We start from the raw sequence: 376 nt of genomic DNA, 5'->3' as shown, positions 1-376 counted from the left end.
GTTCACGCCTCGCTCAAAAGCGCTTTGCTGTGGGAAAGCCGCTTTGCCCTCGATGCGATTATCGAGGAAGTGGCATCGCGCGCCGATCAACAGCACGACCAGGCAACATTCTGGAGTGCGGGCTTCCTGTCTTCGAACAGCTGGCAGGACGATGGCAATGCCGCCGGTATCGACACCACGACATCAGGCATCTTCGCAGGCGGCGACGTGCCGGTTTCGGATCACTGGCGTCTCGGCGGGATGGCCGGTTACAGCCACGATGCCCTCGATCAGGCGGATACGGATTCCTATCACGGCGGTCTTTATGCCGCGGGCGATTTCGGTCACCTCGACCTCGTCGGTGGGGCTATCTATTCTCACAACGACGCATCGACCC

At 60.6% G+C, this 376-nt stretch carries 1 protein-coding gene; it reads left to right on the top strand.

The genetic code is table 11. The features are described 5' to 3' along the window. Positions 1–376: autotransporter outer membrane beta-barrel domain-containing protein (locus tag AC1DIX_RS28235; RefSeq protein WP_477328681.1), on the top strand; the 376-nt coding region annotated here is incomplete at both ends.

Source organism: Massilia sp. 05N420 (genome assembly GCF_056397205.1).
The sequence above is the reverse complement of the archived record's forward strand: the minus strand, read 5'-3'. Positions and strand labels throughout refer to the sequence as shown.